At 61.3% G+C, this 20,712-nt stretch carries 17 protein-coding genes; 6 read left to right on the top strand and 11 right to left on the bottom strand.

The genetic code is table 11. The features are described from left to right. Positions 1–105: 105 nt before the first annotated feature. The 5 genes from FDG13_RS02485 to def all read right to left on the bottom strand — a co-directional run bounded on the left by FDG13_RS02485 (position 106) and on the right by def (position 4,350). Entirely contained in the window at positions 106–1,632 is a 1,527-nt protein-coding gene (locus FDG13_RS02485) for a methyl-accepting chemotaxis protein (RefSeq protein WP_180125207.1), read from the bottom strand. 140 nt (positions 1,633–1,772) lie between these two features. After that, complete coding sequence (locus FDG13_RS02480; RefSeq protein ID WP_180125206.1) at positions 1,773–2,123, bottom strand: AzlD domain-containing protein; 351 nt, start codon at positions 2,121–2,123, stop codon at positions 1,773–1,775. Next, positions 2,120–2,863 carry an AzlC family ABC transporter permease gene (locus FDG13_RS02475; protein ID WP_180125205.1) on the bottom strand — a complete coding sequence of 248 codons (744 nt, stop codon included), beginning with the start codon at positions 2,861–2,863 and terminating at the stop codon, positions 2,120–2,122. Before FDG13_RS02475 ends, FDG13_RS02480 begins: the two co-directional genes overlap by 4 nt. A gap of 9 nt (positions 2,864–2,872) precedes the next feature. Next, complete coding sequence (gene fmt / locus FDG13_RS02470) at positions 2,873–3,832, bottom strand: methionyl-tRNA formyltransferase (RefSeq protein ID WP_180125204.1); 960 nt, start codon at positions 3,830–3,832, stop codon at positions 2,873–2,875. Further along, the gene (def, locus tag FDG13_RS02465; protein WP_180125203.1) at positions 3,829–4,350 is read right to left on the bottom strand and encodes a peptide deformylase; all 522 of its coding nucleotides are present in this window, start codon (positions 4,348–4,350) and stop codon (positions 3,829–3,831) included. The genes fmt and def overlap by 4 nt, the downstream gene beginning before the upstream one ends. Before the next feature lie 129 nt (positions 4,351–4,479). On the opposite strand from def, the gene FDG13_RS02460 reads away from it, so the two are divergent. The 3 genes from FDG13_RS02460 to FDG13_RS02450 are packed head-to-tail and all read left to right on the top strand — an operon-like array spanning position 4,480 to position 7,496. Further along, entirely contained in the window at positions 4,480–5,688 is a 1,209-nt protein-coding gene (locus FDG13_RS02460; protein WP_180125202.1) for a LysM peptidoglycan-binding domain-containing protein, read from the top strand. Positions 5,689–5,735: 47 nt separating this feature from the next. Further along, complete coding sequence (gene dprA / locus FDG13_RS02455) at positions 5,736–6,959, top strand: DNA-processing protein DprA (RefSeq protein ID WP_180125201.1); 1,224 nt, start codon at positions 5,736–5,738, stop codon at positions 6,957–6,959. 60 nt (positions 6,960–7,019) lie between these two features. Beyond that, positions 7,020–7,496 (top strand): DUF494 domain-containing protein, encoded by a 477-nt coding sequence (locus FDG13_RS02450; RefSeq protein WP_180125200.1) that lies wholly within the window; start codon positions 7,020–7,022, stop codon positions 7,494–7,496. 4 nt (positions 7,497–7,500) lie between these two features. Here the strand turns inward: FDG13_RS02450 and FDG13_RS02445 are convergent, their stop codons facing one another. From FDG13_RS02445 to yajC, 4 genes are read right to left on the bottom strand one after another with little or no spacing between them, the layout of a single operon-like run. After that, positions 7,501–9,945: a DUF1631 family protein gene (locus FDG13_RS02445; protein ID WP_180125199.1), complete on the bottom strand. Its 2,445-nt coding sequence runs from the start codon at positions 9,943–9,945 to the stop codon at positions 7,501–7,503. A gap of 15 nt (positions 9,946–9,960) precedes the next feature. Next, positions 9,961–10,917: a protein translocase subunit SecF gene (secF, locus tag FDG13_RS02440; protein WP_180125198.1), complete on the bottom strand. Its 957-nt coding sequence runs from the start codon at positions 10,915–10,917 to the stop codon at positions 9,961–9,963. An 11-nt stretch (positions 10,918–10,928) separates the two neighbouring features. Beyond that, a complete protein-coding gene (secD, locus tag FDG13_RS02435; protein WP_180125197.1) occupies positions 10,929–12,809 on the bottom strand; it encodes a protein translocase subunit SecD in 1,881 nt (626 codons plus the stop codon). A 50-nt stretch (positions 12,810–12,859) separates the two neighbouring features. Beyond that, the gene (gene yajC, locus FDG13_RS02430; protein ID WP_180125196.1) at positions 12,860–13,192 is read right to left on the bottom strand and encodes a preprotein translocase subunit YajC; all 333 of its coding nucleotides are present in this window, start codon (positions 13,190–13,192) and stop codon (positions 12,860–12,862) included. 263 nt (positions 13,193–13,455) lie between these two features. Between yajC and FDG13_RS02425 the strand changes: the two genes are divergently transcribed. From FDG13_RS02425 to FDG13_RS02415, 3 genes are all read left to right on the top strand, one after another. Continuing rightward, complete coding sequence (locus tag FDG13_RS02425; protein WP_180125195.1) at positions 13,456–14,790, top strand: glutamate-5-semialdehyde dehydrogenase; 1,335 nt, start codon at positions 13,456–13,458, stop codon at positions 14,788–14,790. Positions 14,791–14,969: 179 nt separating this feature from the next. Next, on the top strand, positions 14,970–16,265 hold the full coding sequence (gene gshA, locus FDG13_RS02420; RefSeq protein ID WP_180125194.1) for a glutamate--cysteine ligase: 1,296 nt from the start codon (positions 14,970–14,972) through the stop codon (positions 16,263–16,265). A 152-nt stretch (positions 16,266–16,417) separates the two neighbouring features. Next, positions 16,418–18,286 carry a potassium transporter Kup gene (locus FDG13_RS02415; protein WP_180125193.1) on the top strand — a complete coding sequence of 623 codons (1,869 nt, stop codon included), beginning with the start codon at positions 16,418–16,420 and terminating at the stop codon, positions 18,284–18,286. A gap of 121 nt (positions 18,287–18,407) precedes the next feature. Here the strand turns inward: FDG13_RS02415 and FDG13_RS02410 are convergent, their stop codons facing one another. After that, positions 18,408–19,331, bottom strand: a complete 924-nt coding sequence (locus FDG13_RS02410; RefSeq protein WP_180125192.1) for a LysR family transcriptional regulator — start codon at positions 19,329–19,331, stop codon at positions 18,408–18,410. Between the two features lie 18 nt (positions 19,332–19,349). After that, positions 19,350–20,567: a CaiB/BaiF CoA-transferase family protein gene (locus FDG13_RS02405; RefSeq protein ID WP_180125191.1), complete on the bottom strand. Its 1,218-nt coding sequence runs from the start codon at positions 20,565–20,567 to the stop codon at positions 19,350–19,352. Positions 20,568–20,712: the final 145 nt, after the last annotated feature.

Here is a 20,712-nt window from a genome sequence, read left to right as displayed (position 1 = left end):
CAATAGCAATGGGTGCCCCGGCTGTGGTGGCGCCATCGCGTCGGCGTCTTGTGCACCTGCCGGTTGAGGGTGATCAGGCTGGGTGCCTTGTTGGGGCGGGCCCGGTCAGACGTTGAGCCATTCAGAGTTCAGATAACAACCACAGCCCAGCAGGTGCTGCTGGTCCAGCGGCACCACGTACGAGGTCTTGGCCTGGGTTTCGCGGCTGACCGGGTTGGTGATCACGTAATTGACCCAGCCACCCTGTTCCCTGTCACACACCGCCCAGGCATCAGTGATCAGTTTTTCCGCGTCCAGACCGGGAATCACACGCAAGTCGGTGTTGTCTTTTTCGGGCAAAGCGCCGTGCACCTGGTAGATCCCGGCCCGGTCAAAAATGAAGATGTAGAGGTCGCGGTCAATGAAGGGTTTGCTGCGGTCATGGAAGTCACGCACCGCCTGGGCGTAGCCCACCTGGCGCAGGTGCGCCAGGGCGTTGAGCGTCATCTGGCGCGCCTGGTCGGCGGTGCCCTGGTGCAAGCGGATGTCACCGACCGAGACCTCCAGGATCGAGGCCTGGTTGATCAGGCGCTCGGCGTTGACACCGGCGCGGCTGACCAGCACCGCGTTCTCCTGGGTCAGCACGTCAAGGTCGCCCACCGCGTGCACCACTTCTTCCAGCGCGGCGCTTTGCGAGGCACTGCCCTCGGCCATGACATTGATGTTGGTGGCAATGCCGCCTATGCCGGAAATCAGGCTGGCCATGCTGTCGTTGATCTGTTTGATGCCATGCACCGTTTCACCCACGCGTTTGGACGACTCGGCAATCAGGTCACGGATTTCAGCGGCCGCGCCCTGGCTGCGTTTGGCCAGGTTGCGCACCTCGGCCGCCACCACGGCAAAACCCCGGCCTTGCTCTCCGGCGCGTGCCGCTTCCACCGCGGCATTGAGCGCCAGCAAATTGGTCTGGAATGCGATGCCGTCGATCACCCCGATGATCTCGGACATGCGTTTGGAGGTCACCTCCAGCGGGCCCATGCTCTGCATGGCTTCGGTCATTTTTTTGCCGGCCGAATCGGCTTCCTGGTGCAGGCTGGATGTCATCTGGCTGACCTGTTGTGCCGCCTGGGCGTTGCGCGCCACCGTTTCGCTGACATGTTTGACGTGGACCGAGGTCTGCTGCAAGTGCTGGCCTTGGGCCTGCGCACGTTCTGCGAGGCCGCGGGTGTCTTCGACCAGGGTTTTGCCGGTGTCCCCCAACAACACGGCCGCGGTGCGGATGTTGGCCACCATGCTCGACATGTTGGTGACCATCTGCTGCAACTGTCGGCCAAATCCGCCCAAGGACGGCTCCTTGCCAGAGGCCGCTTGCGACAGGTCTCCGTGTGACACCCGGGTCATGGCGCTGTCCATGTGTTGGGTCTCGCCATCCATGAGGCTGACGTAGGCCAGCTGCAAATACAGCCAGATGGCCAAACCGGCCAGCACCAGCCAAACCAACACCGCGCCTGCTGGTGCGTGGGGCGCCGAAGCTGTCAACCACATGAACCCCATGACCAGCCCTACCAGCAGCATCGGGATCGGCAACACCCAAAAGCGCCAGCGGGCCGACAAGGGCCTGAGCAATGTGATTCCCGGCGACAACAGATTCATGGGCTTCTTTCAGATCAGCCTGAGACAGGCGGTTGGGCCTCAGAGCCAGCCCCAGAAACACGTCTGGACAAGCCAGCGGTGGGTGTCAGAGGGGCTCAGTCCATTCTAGGGGCCGCCCCGTTGCGGCGCCGTCAGGGCTTCTACCAACCCAAAAGCAAATGCAGCGGCAGGTACACCAGCATGCCCACCACAATCGTGCCCAGCACCGCCTGCCGCTGGGTCTTGTGTGTCAGAAACCAGGCCGTACCTGCCAGCGCGGCAAACAGCCGGGCGTCTTGCCAGCTGTGGATGAACTGGCCCTGGGTCATGACCAGTTCGGGAACAATCACCGCCGCCAGGGCTGCAATCGGTGCATATTGCAAACCGCGTTGCACCCAGCCGGGCAACTGCCAGGGGCGGCTGGAGAGGAAAAACAGCGAACGTGTCAACACCGTGATGGCGGTCAGACCGAGGATCACCAGCACGGTCCAGAGATCGGTTTCGGCGCTCACGGCGTGGTCTCCACCTGGGTGTTTTTGGCCCGCTGGGCCGCCTCCAGCATCAGGCTCATGGCCACCGCAGCGGCAATCGCCACCAGGATGTTGAGCTTGAAGGGCAAGGCAAATGCCGCCACCGCAGCGGCTCCGGCGACACCGGCGCTGACCCAGCGCAGCGGGCTCGATGCCAGCGACAACAAGACCCCGAGCAGCGCCAAAATACCGGCAAAACCCAGACCCCAGCTCGCCGGGATCAGGCCCGCCAGCACAATGCCCAGCACCGTGAAACTCTCCCAGGAGGCCCAGCTGAGCCCGCAGTTGCCCGCCAGATAGGCCTGCTGTGCCTGCAGCTGCTCCGGGCTGTTGCCATGCTGCGGGTAACGCCGGGTGAACTGCACATAACTCAGGTCGGTCAGCAGATAACCGGTGAGCAGCCGCTCACGCAGTGGCAAATGCATCAGATAGGGACGCATGTGGGCGCTGAACACCACAAAGCGCAGGTTGACACACCAGCCGGTGGCCAGCACCACCCAGGCGGGTGCGCCAGCGGCGATCAGCGGAATGGCGGCCAGCTGCGAACTGCCGGCAAACACAATCAGGCCCATCAACAGGGACTCAAAGGTACTCAGCCCCGAGTTCACCATGGCCACACCGGTCATCAGCGCCCAGGCGGCCAATCCCGGTGCCGCCCCCAGTGCATCCATCACCCCCACCCGAAATTCGGGGTGCCGGAACAAAGAGGGCTTCAAAAACACGGGCGTAACCTAACCCAGCTGCGTACCAGGCCGCAGCGGCACACCACGCAGGAAGTCGGCCACGCTCAGGCGTTTGCCACCGGCGCGTTGCAGTTCGGTGATGTGGACAATGGAATCCATAGCAGCGACGGCAATGTGGTCCTGGGCTACAGCCACAATTTGCCCGCAAACTTGGTCGGCCGAGGGTTGACCCGGGCCGATGCAAGCGGCCCACACCTTGAGCGGCTCACCGGCCAGCAAGGTGCTGGCACCCGGTGCCGGGTTGAAGGCCCGCACCCGCCGGGTGATGGTCTCTGCGCTCTGGCGCCAGTCGATCACCGCCTCGGCCTTCTCGACCTTGGTCGCGTAGGTGATACCTTCCGTGGGCTGGGGCACCGGCTGGAGTGCGCCTTGCTGCAACAACTGCAGTGCCTGCACCATCAACACCCCACCCAGGTTTGCCAGCTGGTCGTGCAGGCTGCCGGTGGTGTCGGTGGCCAAAATCGGCAGCGCTTGTGCCAGAAGCATGTCGCCGGTGTCGAGCCCGGCGTCCATCTGCATGATGGTGATGCCGGTTTGCGCATCCCCGGCCTCGATGGCGCGGTGGATCGGCGCCGCACCACGCCAGCGCGGCAGCAAGGAGCCGTGGATATTGAAGCAGCCGTGCCGGGGCAGATCCAGCACCCACTGCGGCAGGATCAGGCCGTAGGCGGCCACCACCATCGCGTCTGCTTGCGCGGCTTGCAGCAGCGCGTGGGCCGCTTGCGCCTCATCGGGGTACTTGCCATCCAGTCGCAGGCTGCGCGGCTGGGCCACGGGGATGCCATGTTGCATGGCCAGTTGTTTGACCGGGGAGGCTTGTAATTTGAGGCCGCGCCCGGCCGGGCGGTCCGGCTGGGTCAGCACCAGCGTGATCTGGTGGCCCGCCGCCAGCAGCTTGGCCAGTGCAACGGCGGCAAATTCCGGCGTACCGGCAAAAACCAGCTTCAAACCAGCTTGGCAACGCGGCCGTCGCGCTGCGCTTTGAGTAATTTGGTCTTGATGCGGTTGCGTTTGAGTGGCGACAAGTACTCGACAAACACCTTGCCCAGCAGGTGGTCCATCTCGTGTTGCAGGCACACCGCGAGCAGGCCATCGGCTTCGATCACGCGGGATTTGCCTTCACGGTCCAGTGCCTCGACCTTGACCGCATCATGGCGTATCACACCATCGTAAATGCCGGGCACCGACAGGCAGCCTTCTTCGTTGAGGTGTGTTTCGGGGCTGGTCCAGACCAGCGTGGGGTTGATCACCACCAGCGGGCTGTCGCGCCCCTCCGAGGTGTCCAGAACAACCACCCGTTCATGCACATCGACCTGGGTGGCGGCCAGCCCCACACCGTTGGCCTCGTACATGGTTTCCAGCATGTCATCGACCAGTGTCTGGATGCGGTCATCCACCGCCACCACGGGTTTGGCCACCGTGTGCAGCCGGGTGTCTGGGTAGCAAATAATTGTCAGTAATGCCATAGTATGTGTCCTGCGATGTCGTTATTTTCGCTATATTTTTGTCTGGTTGCACAATCGCCGGGTGAGAATCGTTGTCCAATCAAGGGCTTGGGCGCAAAATCTCACGCGATACAACAAGGTACGAACCACATGCCTCATACTTTCCTTCGAGCAGCAGTCACCCCTCTGGCTTGTGTCACGCTGGCGTTTGGCTGGCTGGCCGCTGGGGCTGCCCAGGCGCAGAACTTTCCCGTCACCGCGCAGCAGCGTGCCACCGCCAACCAGGTTGCACAAACCGGGGTGGCCTTGACCGAGCTGCGGCCTGATGCGCCGCAGAGTTACACCATCCAGTCGGGCGATACCTTGTGGTCCATTTCCGGCCTGTTCTTGAAATCGCCCTGGCGTTGGCCCGAGTTGTGGGGCATGAACCTGGCCGACATTCGTAACCCGCATTTGATTTACCCAGGGCAAACACTGTATCTGGATACCGCTAATGGCCGAGCCCGGCTCAGCACCCAGGCCAACAATGGCGGCGGCACCCCCACGGTGAGGCTGTCACCACGCACGCGCATTGAAGGGCTGGCCGGTAGCGCCTTGCCCACCGTGCAATACCACCTGATCGAACCCTTCCTGTCCGAGGGCATCGTGGTGGACGATCAGACCATGAACCAGGCCCCGCGTATTGTTGCCACCCAGGATGGCCGGGTGTTCCTGACGCGTGGTGACCGCGCTTATGTGCGCAGCAGCTCGGGCGACCTGATGGATGACCCGACGCAAAAACAAAAAGCCTACCGCATCTTTCGCGACACCAAGCCGCTGAAAGACCCGGTGACCGGGGAAGTGCTGGGTTTTGAGGCGCCTTACCTGGGCAAAGCCTTGCTGGCACGCAGCGAAGGGGCTCAGGCCTCGGCCACGTCAGCGGTCGACGCGCCCTCAGAGGTGATCCCTGCGACCTTCGACGTTGTGGATGTGAAGGAAGAAATCCGCGTCGGTGACCGTCTCTTGCCTGAACCACCCCGGCAGTTGCTGAACTATGTACCCCACGCCCCGGCCAGCCCGGTGGATGCACGCATCGTCTCGATTTACGGCACGGGCGTGGTCAATGCGGCGCAAAACCAGGTGGTGATCCTCAACAAAGGTAGCCTGGACGGGCTGGAGAATGGGCATGTGCTGGCTATTTTGCAGAGCGGCGCCCGCATGGTTGACAAGACCGATCAGGCGCTGACCAACATCAAGCTGCCCGATGAGCGCAACGGTTTGCTGATGGTGTTTCGCACCTTCGACAAGCTGTCCTATGGCTTGGTGCTGGACATTGTCAGCGGTGTCAAGGTGGGTGACCGGCTCGTCAACCCGCGTTGATCGGCGCCGCAGGCCCTCTGGCTTGAGCCACAGACACACGCAACGTTGTGGAACGTGACGAACTAGCTGCCTGGCTGAGACTGAGCCTGACCCCGGGCGTGGGCAACGACAGTGCCCGCAAACTGCTGGCCGCTTTTGGTCTGCCGCAGGCGATCTTTGAACAAAGCAGCGCCGCCTTGAAACAGGTGGTGAGTCCCGCCCGAGCCCAGGCACTGGGCACCGAACCGACCCAACTGGCTGAGCTGCTGGAGCGCACCTGGACTTGGCTGCAGCAGGACGCAGAACACGGCCTACGCCGTCAGGTTGCCACACTGGGTGATGTGCTTTATCCCAATGCCTTGCTGAACCTGGACGATCCGCCGTTGATGCTGTACCTGCTGGGCAACGCAGCGTTCAAGGAAAATAGGCCTCCAGCCCTTTTGGATAAAGGACAGATAGCTGCTGAAAACATAGCGACTTGCAACACCATCGACACCAGCAGCAGCCTGGCCATGGTGGGCAGCCGCAACCCCACGCCCCAAGGTGCTGCCAACGCGCGTCTGTTTGCCAAATCGTTTGCCCAGGCCGGGTTGACCGTGGTCAGTGGTTTGGCGCTGGGCATTGACGGTGCCGCCCACGAAGGCGCGCTGGACGGCGCCAGTGCCAGCCACCAGGCCGTCACCGTTGCGGTGGTGGGCACTGGCTTGGACCGTGTTTACCCTCGGGCGCACCGGGATTTGGCGCACCGCATTGCCCAGCACGGGCTGCTGCTGAGTGAGTACCCGCTGGGTACCCCACCGCTCACCGCCAATTTCCCCAAACGCAACCGCTTGATTGCCGGGCTGGCGCAGGGCACACTGGTGGTGGAGGCCGCGCTGCAATCGGGCTCCCTGATCACCGCGCGCCTCACGGCCGAACAGGGGCGCGAGGTGTTTGCCATTCCCGGGTCGATTCACGCCGCGCAGTCACGTGGTTGCCATGCGCTGATCAAACAGGGCGCCAAATTGGTCGAGTCGGCGCAGGATGTGCTGGAGGAGTTGCGGTGGCCTGGTCGTTTGCCAATAGCTACAACCGTTGTAGCTGGTGACCCAGAGGACGTCAGGGCCGAGGCCGATTTCCCTCACAGTTCCCCGCTGCTGATGGCCATGGGCTTTGACCCGGTTGGCTTGGAGGCCTTGCAAGCCCGCACCGGGCTTACCACCGCCGATCTCCAAGCCCAGTTGATGGGTTTGGAGCTGGACGGCTTGGTGGCGCGGCTGGCGGGTGGCCTGTTTCAACGCCAGGGCGACTGAGGTCTGATTCCCGGCCCAGTTTGAGGGTTAGGGGTGATCGGGCGGCGGTATATTGAGGCCATGTTTGAAGTCCTCGCGTTTGTTTACGACAACTACCTTGACAGCGATGCATGCCCTGAACTGCTGGCTTTGCACCGCAGCTTGAACACCCAGGGCTTCGCCGCCAACGAAGTCGACGCTGCGTTGTTGTGGCTGGAGGACTTGAGATTCGCCACGCGACAGCTGCCCGAGACCCCTGTGGCTGCCGTGCCCCCGCTGCCCGGTGCCGCCGCGATGCGGGTGTTGTCGCAGCCAGAGTGGACTCGGCTCGGTGTGGCCGGTTGGGGATTTTTGGCTTTTCTGGTGTCGGTGGGTGCGCTGTCCACCTTGGAGCTGGAGCTGGTGATGGACCGGGTCACCGCCGCTGGCCCGGGTCCCATCGGTGTGGACGATCTCAAACTGATTGTGCTGATGGTGTTCTGGGGCCTGCGCCGCACGCCAGATGTGCTGGTGCTGGACGAACTCTGCGACAGCCAGAGCACACGCCTAGCAAACTGAGGCCTCAGCCCAGCAGGCGCTGCGGATGGGCGTGGATCTCATCCAGCGCCGAGCGGGTCGCCCGCGCTGTCAGGGGTTCGTCTTCCTGCGGTGTCAGCAGGTTGGCCTGCAAATAGGCGGCCAGGCGCGCGGTCTGAAACAGGTAGCTGTGACCGACGTTGTTGGAGAACAGGTGCAGGTGACCCAGGGGGCTGCGCCAGACATACTGCACCTGCACCGTGACGTCCTTGTAGTTAAGGGCAAACCACGAACCCAGTGCCAGTTCACGTGCCCACTCGGCCATGTCCTGGCTGGCGGTCTCACCGCCTTCGCTGACCACATCCAGCTCGGATGCTTCAAAACCCAGCAGTTCCTCGATGTTTTCGGTGTCCAGCGGCAGCTCTTCACCACCATCGTCGCTGATGTAGTCGTCCAACTCTGCCAGCCGTTTGGCCAGGGCCTGGATCTGCGCATCGGCGACGGTTTCGGTTTTGGCCATGAAGGCATCGGCCAGGGTGTCGCTGATGATTTTGATGTGCACTTCCTGGGCACCTCGCACGATGCCGAGTCGGTTCATGCCGTCGCGCAGGTTTTGCAACAGGGCGGCCAGACCGGCAATCACCTTGGTGCGGTCGGCCCGGTTGGGTTTGGCGCTGGCCGCCCAGATCAGGTCGGTGGCGGTCTTTTTCAGCAGCAGGGTTTCCTCATGCTGCTTGCCCTGGCGCACCGTGGACACCGCCAGTACCTCGGTCCAGACCTTGAACAAAAAGGAGCGGATTTCTTCACGCACCGGCATGTCCTTGAGCTGGTCACGCAGCTCAATGGTGTACTGGATCGCCAGCGTTTCCTTCTGCTCCAGCTGTTCGGCCACCCCCATCACCTTCTGCGTCGACGGCTTCTTGGCCAGGTGTTTTTTCAGGAACTGCTGAAACTCTTCGTAGACTCGTCGGTAGACCCGGTCACCCGTCTCGGGGTACTGCTCCACCACCTGAACCACACGCTTGATTTCGGTCTCCAGCGCGTCGGTGCTGATGCCACTCGAGTCAAAGCCCAGCACACACGAGCCCATGTGGTCAATCAGTTGGCGCGCCGGGTGGTCCAGCTTGTTGAAAAAGTCCGGGTCGGCGAGGGCGATGCGCAACACCGGCATTTGCAGCCGCGCAAACCAGACCCGTGCACCCGGCGGAATACGATCCTCCTGCAGGATCGACTGAAACATCAAGGCCACCAGTTCGATGATGGCTTTTTCATTGTCGGTTTCGGCCTTGCCCTTGAGTTCGCTGGACAACTGCCGCAGTTCGGTAGCAACCTGGGCCACTGCCACCGGGTACACAACCTGCCTGCCACCGTCCGTGGTGACAAACTGCACTTCCTGCAGCCGGGGTTGCTGTGCCATGGCCATCATCAGGGGGGCGGACGGTCCGGCGTAGGCCAGGCGCGCGGCGCCTGCGCCTGACGCAGGCAACAGCATCCCACCGGGGCCACTGACCACGGCTTGCCCGGGGTAGCCCTCCGCACCCACAAACCCTTGGGCGGCATAAGCAGACGCGCCGCTCAAGCCTCCTGCTGCAGGTGGATTTTCCAGAAACGCCCCACTCAGCAAACGGCCCACCTGCTCCATCAGACCTTGGGCGCGCCCATAGATGCCGCCAACCCGTCCGGCGGGTGAACCTATCCGCACACCGCCGCTGCGTCTTTGTTCCGCCGGGTTGGCCCCCCCAGGTTGATCGGAAGCGCGGCGTTGTTGGTTGGGGGCGGGCGGGGGCTGTGGTGTTGGCACCTGGGCGTGCGGTTCGCGTTCGTCTTCCAAGGAGGATGCGCTGGTGGGGCCCCCAAACTCGATCACCGGCAGCACACCCAGCTTGATGAGTTCCTCGTTGCACGCGGTGTAGGCTTTCTCCAGGTGTTCATTGAAATGACGTTGCACCACCGTCGACACCAGTTGCAAGGCTTCGCGCGACAGATCGGCGGCCTCCCATTGCTCCACCAGCAAGAGGAACAAGACCTCAGGGTGAACAATATCGCGTGTTGACAAGGCCTGGTTGTTGTTGAGGTACTTGAGTCGCTTGCGCAGGTCATTGACCGGTTCGGCGCCTTTTTCCATCAGGTTCAGCGCCATGCGGGATGCGATGATCTTGTTCTCCACCTCATCCGTGCCCTGCAACTCAAAATCGGCGGCCAACGCAGCCCGGCTCGATGGCTGGGCCGTTTTTTTTTCGGCAAGCAGCGCCGACTCCCAGGCAGACAGGGTGCCATCAAGCCAACGCGTCTTCTGGCGTTGAAAAGCCATCCAGGCATCTCGACGCACCTGCACTTCACGTGATGGCGCCGCCTCATCCATCAGTTGCGTTAAGCGTTCCTGTACCTTGGCAAGCAAGCTGTTGAGGGAGGCGCCGGTCTGAGACACCAGGCGCTGGCGCACGCGTGCAGACAACTGCATTTGCGAGGGCGTTTGCGCTGTGGTGGCCATGCTCAAAACAACGGCTTAGACCGTGGCTCCTGCGTTGGGATCGTTCGGGTCGGTGTCTTTCTTGACCACGGTGCCCTTGACCAGGTCTTCGCGCTGGATGCCCAGCCACATCGCAATCGATGCGGCCACAAATACCGAGGAGTAAATGCCAAACAGGATACCGATGGTCAACGCCAGCGCAAAGTAGTGCAAGGTTGCGCCGCCAAACAGCAGCATCGACAACACCATCATCTGGGTCGAACCGTGGGTGATGATGGTTCGGCTGATGGTGGAGGTGATGGCGTTGTTGATGATTTCCACCGTGTTCATCTTGCGATAACGACGGAAGTTCTCACGAATCCGGTCAAAAATCACCACCGACTCGTTGACCGAGTAGCCCAGCACCGCCAACACCGCAGCCAGCACAGGCAGGGAAAACTCCCACTGGAAGAAGGCAAAAAACCCCATGATGATGATCACATCATGCAAGTTGGCAATGATCGCCGCCACCGCAAACTTCCATTCGAAGCGGATCGCCAGGTAGATCATGATGCCCACCACCACAAAAGCCAGCGCCTTGAGGCCGTCAGCAGCGAGTTCATCACCCACCTGCGGGCCGACAAATTCGGTGCGCCGCATGCTGGCACTGGCATCCACGGCCTTCAACGCGGTCATCACCTGGGAGCTTTGCTGTGCCGAACTCACGCCCTTTTGGGCGGGCAAGCGGATCAGCACATCACGGGCAGTGCCGTAGTTTTGCACCTGTACATCGGCAAAACCCAGTTTGGCCACCGTGTCGCGCACCACACCCACGTCGGCAGGCTGGGCGTAGGTGACTTCCAGCAGAGTGCCGCCGGTGAATTCCACCGACAGATGCAGACCACGGGAAAACAGGAAGAAAACGGCGGCCAAAAAGGTGACCAAGGACACCGCGTTGAACACCAGAGCATGGCGCATGAACGGGATGTCACGCTTGATTCTGAAAAACTCCATCGTGTTCTCCCTTATTCCGCTTTGATGGTGGCGCCAGATTCAGGCCGCCAAATGGTACCGATGGAGACACTCTTGAGCCGATTTTTGCGCCCGTACCAGAGGTTCACCAAGCCACGAGAGAAGAAAACGCCTGAGAACATGCTGGTCATGATACCCAAACAGTGCACAACGGCAAACCCCCGCACCGGCCCCGAACCGAAGGCCAGCAACGCCAGGCCCGCAATCAGGGTGGTGATGTTGGAGTCAAAAATGGTGGCCCAGGCGCGGTCATACCCGGTGTGGATGGCCGCTTGCGGAGAGGCGCCGTTACGCAGCTCCTCACGGATACGTTCGTTGATCAACACGTTGGAGTCAATCGCCATGCCCAGCACCAGAGCCATGGCCGCCATGCCTGGCAAGGTCAGGGTGGCTTGCAACATCGACAGCAGAGCCACCAGCAGCAGCAGGTTAAATGCCAGCGCAATGCTCGAGAAAATACCAAACAGCATGTAGTAGAGACACATGAACACCGCCACCGCCAGGAAACCCCAGGCGACGCTGTGGAAGCCCTTGGCAATGTTCTCAGCGCCCAGGCTCGGCCCAATGGTGGTTTCTTCGATGATTTCCATCGGCGCGGCCAAGGAGCCTGCGCGCAGCAACAGCGCGGTGTCGTTGGCTTCCATCGTGGTCATGCGGCCCGAGATTTGCACCCGACCGCCGCCAATTTCGGTGCGGATCACCGGGGCGGTGACCACTTCGCCTTTGCCTTTTTCAAACAGCAGGATCGCCATGCGTTTGCCCACGTTTTCACGGGTCACGTCGCGGAAGATCCGAGTGCCTTTTGCGTCGAGGTTCAGGTTGACCGTGGGTTCCTGTGTCTGGCCATCAAACCCCGGTTGGGCGTCGGTGAGGTTTTCGCCAGTCAAAATGACCTGCTTTTTCACAATGACGGGCTGGCCGCTGCGTTCCAGGTAGCGCTCGGAGCCAAAGGGCACCATGCCGGTACCGGCTTCAGCGCCGCGTGCCTCCGCACTTTCGTCCACCATACGCACTTCCAGGGTCGCGGTGCGCCCCAGAATGTCTTTGGCTTTGGCCGTGTCCTGCACACCAGGCAGTTGCACCACGATGCGGTCCAGGCCTTGCTGCTGGATCACCGGTTCAGCCACACCCAATTCGTTGATACGGTTATGCAGTGTGGTGATGTTTTGTTTGAGGGCCTGGTCCTGGATGCGCCGGGCGGCATCGGGCTTGATGGAGGCGGTGAGTTTGAAGTCCACGCCGTCGGCGGACTCAGCGGTTTGCAGATCGGTGAACTGGTCCTGGAACACCGCTTGCGCCAGTGTGCGGGTGGCCGCGTCCCGGAACTTGATCTCGATGGTCTGGCCTTCGCGGTTGATGCCGCTGTGCCGGATGTTCTTTTCACGCAAGCTGGTGCGCACATCACCCGAGAGCGACTCCGCGCGTTTGCTCAAAGCCGCCTGCATGTCCACCTGCAGCATGAAGTGCACACCACCGCGCAGGTCCAGACCAAGGTACATCGGCGCCGCATGCAGCCCCGTGAGCCAGGCCGGTGAACGCGAGACCAGGTTCAAGGCCACCACATAAGCGGGGTTGCTGGGGTCGGGCAACAGGGCTCTTTGAATGGCGTCCTTGGCCTTGAGTTGGGCGTCGGTGTCATTGAGGCGCACCTTGATCGATGTGCCATCCAGCACAACTTGGTCCACCGTGATCTCGGCTGCCTTCAAGGCCGCCTCCACTTGGGCCAAGGTGTTGGCATCTACCTTGACCAGTGTTTTGGCGGCAGACACCTGCACCGCCGGGGATTCACCAAAAAAGTTGGGCAATGCATACAGCGCTCCAACCACCAACGCGATCACGATGATCACGTATTTCCAGACCGGGTAACGATTCATGACCGCCCTTCAGATAACAAAACGCTGGCCAAGGCCAGCTTCAAGACGGCTTATTTGATGGTGCCCTTGGGCAACACTTGCACCACGGAACTGCGCTGGAGTTGGATCTCAACGCCGTTGGCAATCTCAACGCTGATGAAACCTTCGGTCAGCTTGGTCACCTTGCCCAGCAAACCACCGGCTGTCACCACTTCGTCCCCTTTGGCCAGAGACTCCACCATGTTTTTGTGTTCCTTGGCCTTTTTCATTTGCGGGCGGATCATCACAAAGTACAACACCACAAACATCAGGACCAGCGGCAACATGCCCATCAGGGTCGATTGCATGTCACCCGAAGCGGCAGCGGCGGGCGCGGTTTGCGCAAATGCAGAAGAAATAAACACAAATAACTCCAGATATTCAATAGATTGATAAACAAACCGCCCACTCTGAGCACCCGGGTGGACCGTCCAAGGACAACTTCTCATTGTATGCGGCCATCACAAAGCGGCAAGCCTGCCCGGGGGGAGACTCCCCATGACACACAGCGGTATCCGGTACCGTCCAGGGTGATGGTCTGTTATCGGGGTTTTGGCCCGATCTTGCCGCGCGCCAGCTTGTGCTTTGCAGGCTGGCTGTTGGCACTGCCGCGTGCCAAAATACCCGCATGAACGAGATTACGCTTTCCGAGTACATCCAGACCCTGGGTATTCAGGCAAAACAGGCCTCAGCCCTGATGGCAAAAGCCTCAGCAGCTAGCAAAAACGCAGCTCTTAAAAAACTGGCGGCGCTGCTGCGCAGCAATGTGGAGGCTTTGCAGACCGACAACGCCAAAGACATCGCGCGCGCGTTGGCCGCCGGGCTGGCGGCGCCGATGGTGGACCGGCTCAAACTCACGCCCAAGGTGATCGAGACCTGCGCCCAGGGCTGCGAGCAGCTGGCCGCCATGGCCGATGTGATTGGCGAGATCATCGGGCTGAAGGAGCAACCCAGCGGTATCCGGGTTGGCCAGATGCGGGTGCCGATTGGTGTGTTTGGCATGATTTTCGAGAGCCGCCCGAACGTGACGATTGAAGCCGCTTCACTGAGCATCAAAAGTGGCAACGCCTGCATCCTGCGCGGTGGCTCCGAGGCGATTGACTCCAACAAGGCGCTGGCGCGGCTGGTGCAGCAGGCCTTGTCCGAGTCCGGTTTGCCAGACAACGCGGTGCAGCTGGTGCAGACCACCGACCGCGAGGTGGTGGGCCAGCTGATTGCCATGCCACAGTTTGTGGATGTGATCATTCCGCGCGGTGGCAAGGGGCTGATCGAGCGCATCAGCCGCGACGCCAAGGTGCCGGTCATCAAACACCTGGACGGCAATTGCCACACCTATGTGGATGACCCGTGTGACATCGACCAGGCCGTGACCGTGGCTGACAACGCCAAGACCAACAAATACAGCCCGTGCAATGCCACCGAGAGCCTGCTGGTGGCGCGCGGCGTGGCCGCCGAGTTTTTGCCGAAAATCGCCGCCATCTACGCCGCCAAAGGGGTCGAGATGCGCTGCGATCCTGAGGCGCTGGCTTTGCTGCAGTCTTATAAAGAAAACTGTGCTCAAGCCCTCGTTAATCAAGGGCATGATGCTATAAATGGAGAAGCATTCAAACTGGCACCTGCCACCGAGGCTGACTGGTTTGAAGAGTACCTGGCACCCATCATCAGCATCAAGATCGTGGCTGGTGTGGACGAGGCCATAACCCACATCAACCACTTTTCCAGCCACCACACCGACGCCATCCTGACGCGTGACCATGTGCATGCGCAAGCTTTTTTGCGCGAGGTGGACTCAGCCAGTGTCATGGTCAACACCAGCACGCGTTTTGCTGACGGCTTTGAATATGGTCTGGGTGCCGAGATTGGCATCAGCACCGACAAGTTCCATGCGCGTGGCCCGGTCGGCATCGAAGGCCTGACCTCGCTCAAGTACGTGGTTCTGGGGCAGGGCGAAGTTCGGACATGAGCCAGTGTTGACCCGGGTGAGCCGCTTGTGTGTGCTGGGCGACAGCCAACGGGGGCTGGGTCTGGAACTATCGGGCCGCAGCCTGCTCTGAGCCGGTGCCAGACAGATTGTCACGTCAGGTGGGTTGGAGCGACATCGCCCCGACCTAAAATCAAAGCAACTATTTCGCAAGGTCGTCCATGGTCCCTCACCTTATTACCGCATTGACGGGCCCCATCAACGAGTTAGAGCAGCGTGTGCTGGACTCCATGCCCGCCATCGAGCGCTGGTTCCGCCTGGAATGGATGGAGCACACCCCACCGTTTTACAGTTCGGTCGACATCCGCAACGCGGGTTTCAAGCTTGCGCCGGTGAGCACCCGGCTGTTCCCCAGCGCCTGGAACAACCTCACCCCGGAAATGCTGCCGTTGGCCGTGCAGGCGGCCATGGCCGCGATCGAAAAGATCTGCCCCGAAGCGCGCAACCTGCTGGTTGTTCCCAAAAACGGCCCGCACAGCGTCCGCTATCTCGAAAACCTGGTTCAGCTCACCCGTATCTTCAACATGGCGGGCCTGAATGTGCGGCTGGGTTCGATTGACCCGGCCCTCAAGAAAACCATCACCCTGGATCTGCCAAGTGGTTCGTCTGTCACCCTGGAGCCGGTGATTCGCGGCAAACGCCGCCTGGGTCTCAAAGACTTTGACCCCTGCACCATCCTGCTCAACAACGACCTGGGCGCCGGTGTGCCCGGCATTTTGGAAGAGATTTTTGAGCAGTACCTGCTGCCTCCCTTGCACGCAGGCTGGCCGACCCGGCGCAAAAGCAACCACTTCAAGGCGTACGAGGAAGTGGCCAAACGGCTGGGCAAACTCATGGGGGTCGACCCCTGGCTGATCAACCCCTTGTTTGAGAAGTGCGAGGCGGTCGATCTGTCGCAAGACAGCGGGCTGGACTGCCTGCGCGGCCAGGTCGATCTGGTGCTGACCCGCGTGCGGCGCAAGTACAAGGAATACGGCATCAAGGAAAAGCCGTTTGTGGTCGTCAAGGCCGACCATGGCACGCATGAGCTGGGCATCGTCACCGTGCGTGACACCAAGGACATGCAGGCTTTGAGTGAACGGGTCCATACCCTGGTCAAAGAACGCAAGACACCGCTGATGCCGCATGGCTTCATGGTGCAAGAAGGGGTGATGACACAAGAGCATGTCAACGATGCCGTGGCCGAACCGGTGATCTACACCATGGACCGTTACGTGGTGGGTGGTTATTACCGGGTGCATGCCGGGCGCGGGGTGGACGAGGCGCTGAACGCCCCGGGCTCGGACTATGCCCCGCTGGCGTTCGAGCACAGCACCCAGTTGCCCCAACCAGGGGTAAAGCCTGGGGCCAGCCTGCCCAACCGTTTTTACATGTATGGCGTGGTGGGCCGCCTGGCCATGCTGGCGGCCAGCTATGAACTCGAAGCCACCGACCCCGAAGCCGAGGTCTACGACTAGCCTCGGGTGTTGGTTTCAGGCCACAAGTTGGGGCCTGGGCTTGTCCTGGATCAAGTAGCGCTTGGATGGGCATCAGAACCTGCGGGCCTTTCTGACGCAAAATGGCGCCCTGTTATGACATGGAGCCTGATGATTCCGGGGCTTGGTGATTCTTGGTAACTTCAAAAACGACTTTGCGTGCGCTCACCTTGGGCGCCATCGGTGTGGTGTATGGCGACATCGGCACCAGCGTGCTGTATGCCGTCAAGGAAGTGTTTGGCGCAGGCCACGTTCCTTTCACCACGGACAACGTGATGGGTGTCCTGTCGATCTTTTTCTGGACCCTCACCGTCATCATCTCACTGAAGTATGTGACGCTGGTGCTGCGCGCCGACAACAACGGCGAAGGTGGTCTGGTGGCGATGCTGGCACTGGCCTCCCAATCGGTGGTGGACAAACCCAAACTGCGCCGGGTGCTCTTGTACGTGGGCATTTTTGGCACCTGCCTGTTTTATGGTGACGGTGTGATCACCCCGGCGGTGTCGGTGTTGTCGGCGGTGGAAGGTCTGGAGGTGGTGTCACCCGCCCTGAAAAAGGCGGTGATTCCGCTGACCCTGGTGATTCTGTTTGCCCTGTTTTTTGTGCAAAAGCGTGGCACGGCCGACATCGGCAAATTTTTTGGCCCGATCACACTGTTGTGGTTTGCCACCATTGCGGTGTTGGGGGTGTCCCACATCTGGCACAACCCTGAAATTCTGTGGGCACTGAGCCCGCACTATGCGCTGGGGTTTGCCTGGTCCAACCCCATGATCACCTTTCTGATCTTGGGTGCGGTGGTGCTGTGTGTGACGGGGGGCGAGGCGCTGTACGCCGACATGGGTCACTTTGGCAAAAAGCCGATCCGTCTGGCCTGGTTCACGGTGGTGATGCCCGCGCTGACGCTCAACTATTTCGGCCAAGGCGCCTTGCTGCTGAGTGATCCCTCTGCGGTCAAAAACCCGTTTTACAACATGGCGCCGGACTGGGCCTTGTTGCCGCTGGTGGGCCTGGCCACCCTGGCCACGGTGATTGCCTCACAAGCGCTGATCACCGGGGCGTTTTCGGTCACCAAGCAGGTCATCCAGCTCGGTTATCTGCCGCGCTTCCAGGTCTTGCACACCAGCGTCAAGGACACCGGCCAGATCTACATGCCCTTTGTGAACTGGGGCCTGTTTGTGATGATTGTGCTGGCCGTGGTGCTGTTCAAGTCGTCCAGCAACCTGGCGGCGGCGTATGGCATTGCGGTCACGCTGGACATGCTGATCACCACCGTGCTGACGTTTTTTGTCATCCGTTACGCCTGGCATTACCCGCTGCTGTTGTGCCTGGCAGCCACCGGTGTGTTTTTTGTGGTGGACATGGCGTTTTTCACCTCCAACATGCTCAAGCTGGTGGACGGCGGCTGGTTCCCGCTGCTGATTGCCGGGGGCATCTACACCATCATGCTGACCTGGAAAGACGGTCGGCGCCTGCTCAAACAGAAGATCAAGGCCGAAGCCATCGATCTGACCAGTTTTCTGGAAGCGGTGTTTGTCAGCCCGCCGACCCGTGTGCCCGGCACTGCGGTGTTTTTGACGGCAGAAACCGGCACCGTGCCCAACGCGATGCTGCACAACCTCAAACACAACAAGGTGCTGCATGAGACCAACCTGTTTGTCACCGTGGTGAGCCAGGAGGTGCCGTGGATTGGTCTGGACAAACGCCTGGCCATTGAATCACTTGGGCATGACTGCTGGCAGGTGATTGTCAATTACGGCTTCAAAAACGACCCGGACCTGCCCAAGGCGCTGCAAAGCATCAAGGGCCGGGGCTGTGATCTGGACCCGATGACCACCAGCTACTTCCTGAGCCGCGACACCGTCACCCCCACGCTGGGCAGCGGCATGGCGCCTTGGCGAGAAAAACTCTTCGCCCAGATGCACCTGAACGCCAGCGGTGCGGCCGGTTTCCTGAACCTGCCCAGCAATGCGGTGGTGGAGCTCGGGTCCAAGATCGAAATCTGAGTGGGGTTGGCCCAGGCCGTTGGTGCGAGCCTGGGTCGGGCGTTTTGCATAAAAAGCCGCTTAAGCCCTTATTCTGTAAGGGTCTGGCGCTATGGTTTTAAGTTAGGTTGGGGCGGCTGTGTCAAGCCGAGCCTTGCCAATAAGCTTTGCGGGAAAACTGCTGCTTGAGGTAGTCCACCCACAGGCGCACGCGCAACGGTAAATGTTTGCGCTGCGGAAACACCGCATAAATGCCATTGGGTGGTGCAGCAAAGTCCTCCAGCACCGGCACCAGCAGGCCCGAAGCCACCTCGGCCTGCACCTCCCAGGTGCTGCGCCAAGCGATGCCGTAGCCCGCCAGACACCAGTCGAACAGCACCTGACCATCCGAGCAGCTCAGCGGCCCGCCCGGTTTCAGGTAGACAACTTCGGTACCGCCTTGTGAGGTTTGTGAAAACGCCCAGCCACGGGTCTGGGAAGCGTCGCTGGAGAGCGTCAGGCAGTCAAAACGGGCCAGATCCTGCGGTGTTTGGGGTAAACCGTGGCGCTTGAGGTAAAGGGGCGCGGCCACACACAGGCGGCGGTTGTCAGCGAGCCGCACACTCACCAGGCTCGAGTCGGGCAAGTCCCCCACGCGTACCGCGCAGTCGAAACCTTCTGCGGCCAGGTCCACCACCCTGTCATTCAGGTTGAGCGACAGCGTCACATCGGGGTGCAACTCACGAAAACGGGGCACCAGCGGTGCCACATGGCGGCGCCCAAAACCCGCTGGGGCGGTGATGTTGAGGTGGCCAGTGGCCCGTACACCCCCGGCTGAGACACTCGCCTCGGCGTTGTCCAGATCGGTCAGCAGGCGCTGGCAGTCTTCCAGAAACGCGCTGCCTTCCTGCGTAAGGGTGACACGCCGGGTGGTGCGCACCAGCAGCTTGACACCCAGGCGCTCTTCGAGTGCGTCGATGCGTCGGCCAATGATGGCCGGTGCCACCCCCTCGGCCCGGGCGGCGGCGGTCAGACCACCGCGTGCGGCCACGGTGACAAAGGTTTCAAGTTGTTTGAGTTTGCTCATCAGGTGTCGGCCTCCGGCTCAGGCCACCACCCCGGCCTGGCGCAGCGCCTGCACCTGGTGGTCATCCAAACCGAGCCCGTTCAGCAACTCGTGGGTGTGGGCGCCCAGCTTGGGCGGGTCCAGGCGCACCCCCAGGCGCTGGCCGTCCATCGTGAATGGGAACAGCGTCGCCTTGCTGGTTTGGCCAGCACGCGCGCCGTCGGGCAGGGTGATGTCGGCCAGGCCACCAGTGGCCAGCAGGTGTTCGTCGTCAAACAATTCTTCGGGTTTGCGAATCGGGGCATAGGGCAGCTTGTTGGCTTCCATCATCTGGGCGATCTGCGCTGCGGGGTACCGCGCCAGGCGTTCACGCAGCACCGGCATCAGGCTCGGGCGCTCACGCACCCGGTCGTTGTTGCTGGCGTAGCGCGGGTCGGCCAACAGATCGGTCAGTTCAAACACCTGACAAAAGGTGCGCCATTGGGCATCACTGACCGCCGAGAGGAAGATCTGCTCACCATCCCCGGCGGTGAACACGTCGTACACGCCCCAGGGCGAGATGCGTGCAGGCATCGGTGCGGCGGCCTGGCCGGTCATGGCGTACTGCAGCATGTGTTGGCCGACGAGAAACACATTGTTCTCAAACAGCGCGCTTTGCACCTCCTGGCCGCGCCCGGTGATGCCGCGCTGGATCAGCGCACCCAAGGCGCCAATCGCGCCGAACATGCCGCCCATGATGTCGTTGACGCTGGTGCCGGCACGTAGCGGGTCACCGGGGCGGCCGGTCATGTAGGCCAGACCACCCATCATTTGCACCACCTCGTCCAACGCGGTGCGGTGTTCATACGGCCCCGGCAGGAAACCCTTGTGGCTGACGTAAATGAGCTTCGGGTTGACCTGTGACAACGCTCCGTAGTCCAGCCCGTACTTGGCCATGGTGTCGGGTTTGAAGTTCTCCAGCACCACATCTGCACTCTGGGCCAGCTGGCGTGCCACAGCCGCGCCCTCGGGCTGGTGCAGGTTGATGGCAATGCTCTTTTTGTTGCGGTTGAACATCGGGAAAAAACCGGCGCCAGCGCCCAGCAGATGGCGCGTGCGATCCCCTTCGATCGGTTCTACCTTGATCACCTCGGCGCCCATGTCGGCCAGCACCATGCCGCAGGTCGGGCCCATCACCATGTGGGTGAACTCCACCACACGCAAGCCAAACAGGGGTAGCCGGGAAGAGGTTGGGGCGGTGTTAGTGGGAGGTGTCATGGGGCTGTGGGGGTGATGAGCGGCAGATTATTTCCCAAACCCGCGTTTATCCGATGGATTACCTCCTTTTTTGTCACAACTGCGTGCCCGGGTAGGCGTTCAATTCGGCGGTTTACCTCACTAAAATGCAACAAATGTTGGCAAA

Origin of the sequence: Rhodoferax sp. BLA1 (assembly GCF_013416775.1) — a bacterium.
Lineage (GTDB): Bacteria > Pseudomonadota > Gammaproteobacteria > Burkholderiales > Burkholderiaceae_C > Rhodoferax.
This window is presented reverse-complemented; position numbering and strand designations above follow the sequence as displayed.

Coding starts and splice junctions, on each gene's coding strand:
- def (WP_180125203.1), bottom strand. CDS start 4,350: ATGGCATTACTGACAATTATTTGCTACCCAGACACCCGGCTGCACACG.
- FDG13_RS02445 (WP_180125199.1), bottom strand. CDS start 9,945: ATGGCCACCACAGCGCAAACGCCCTCGCAAATGCAGTTGTCTGCACGC.
- FDG13_RS02425 (WP_180125195.1), top strand. CDS start 13,456: ATGAACGAGATTACGCTTTCCGAGTACATCCAGACCCTGGGTATTCAG.
- secF (WP_180125198.1), bottom strand. CDS start 10,917: ATGGAGTTTTTCAGAATCAAGCGTGACATCCCGTTCATGCGCCATGCT.
- FDG13_RS02460 (WP_180125202.1), top strand. CDS start 4,480: ATGCCTCATACTTTCCTTCGAGCAGCAGTCACCCCTCTGGCTTGTGTC.
- secD (WP_180125197.1), bottom strand. CDS start 12,809: ATGAATCGTTACCCGGTCTGGAAATACGTGATCATCGTGATCGCGTTG.
- FDG13_RS02485 (WP_180125207.1), bottom strand. CDS start 1,632: ATGAATCTGTTGTCGCCGGGAATCACATTGCTCAGGCCCTTGTCGGCC.
- FDG13_RS02410 (WP_180125192.1), bottom strand. CDS start 19,331: ATGAGCAAACTCAAACAACTTGAAACCTTTGTCACCGTGGCCGCACGC.
- FDG13_RS02405 (WP_180125191.1), bottom strand. CDS start 20,567: ATGACACCTCCCACTAACACCGCCCCAACCTCTTCCCGGCTACCCCTG.
- FDG13_RS02450 (WP_180125200.1), top strand. CDS start 7,020: ATGTTTGAAGTCCTCGCGTTTGTTTACGACAACTACCTTGACAGCGAT.
- gshA (WP_180125194.1), top strand. CDS start 14,970: ATGGTCCCTCACCTTATTACCGCATTGACGGGCCCCATCAACGAGTTA.